Annotated in this window: 2 protein-coding genes; both read right to left on the minus strand. The window is 66.8% G+C overall.

Annotation, left to right across the window (positions count from 1 at the left end; all coding sequences use genetic code 11):
• The coding region (locus tag HP547_RS29050; protein ID WP_172288951.1) for a cation transporter at positions 1 to 324 on the minus strand (324 nt) is incomplete at its 3' end.
• A gap of 37 nt (positions 325 to 361) precedes the next feature.
• On the minus strand, positions 362 to 781 hold the full coding sequence (locus HP547_RS29055; RefSeq protein WP_172288953.1) for a polyribonucleotide nucleotidyltransferase: 420 nt from the start codon (positions 779 to 781) through the stop codon (positions 362 to 364).
• Positions 782 to 797 lie beyond the last annotated feature (16 nt).

Below are 797 nucleotides of genomic sequence, written 5' to 3' on the forward strand. Positions count from 1 at the left end.
CAGGCGTTCGACCGCCTGTACCCCGATCAGCACCGCACTGACACCGATGAACAGGGCCTGCGCCATGCCGGCCAGGGCTTCTGCTTTGCCATGGCCAAAACGGTGGTCATCGTCGGCGGGGCGCAGCGCATAGTGCACGGCGAGCAGGTTGAGAAACGAGGCGACAGCGTCCAGTGCCGAGTCGGTCAGCCCGGCCAGCAGGCTGACCGAGCCGCTCAGCCACCAGGCCAGCGCTTTGCTCAGCACCAGGATGCTGGCCACCGCCAATGATGCGCGGGTGGCCAGGCGTAGCAGGCGCTGGTGTTCAGCCGGGGTGGTGCTCATCCGTGGTCAGTGTCCTTGTGCTCAGTGCCCTTGTGGTTCAGGCGGCGGGCACCAGGCCCAGGCTGGCCAGCTGCTCGACGCTGCCACGGTGCTGGATCAGCCGTGGGTCGTTCAGCGGCAGGCGCTGGCCCAGTTCGCTCTCGAGGATGGCCTGCAGCTTCAGGTTGTCGACCTTGCCATCCGGGCCGACGGCGTCGCGCAGTTTGCCCGGGTCGACCTGTGCGGTATGCCCGCCTGGGTAGTAGATGGCGCCCGTGGCGAAGTCGATGCCGAAGGCGATCAGGCCCGGGATCACGTAGAACAGGATGCCGATGGCGTCCATGGCGGCAACCACTGGGTCGATCTTGCCGCCGATCTGGCCGCGACGGTCCGGGTAGAAAAGGGTGCCGCAGGCGGTCAGTTGGGTCAGCAGGGTGGCGATGAGGGCGCCACCGATGACGCGGGTTGGGATGCGCATGTAAATCTCCGAAAAG

This window comes from Pseudomonas sp. CM27 (genome assembly GCF_013179515.1).
Lineage (GTDB): Bacteria > Pseudomonadota > Gammaproteobacteria > Pseudomonadales > Pseudomonadaceae > Aquipseudomonas.

What these genes read in the sequence shown, in the direction of transcription:
- HP547_RS29055 (WP_172288953.1), bottom strand. Translation starts at nt 781, where the DNA reads ATGCGCATCCCAACCCGCGTCATCGGTGGCGCCCTCATCGCCACCCTG.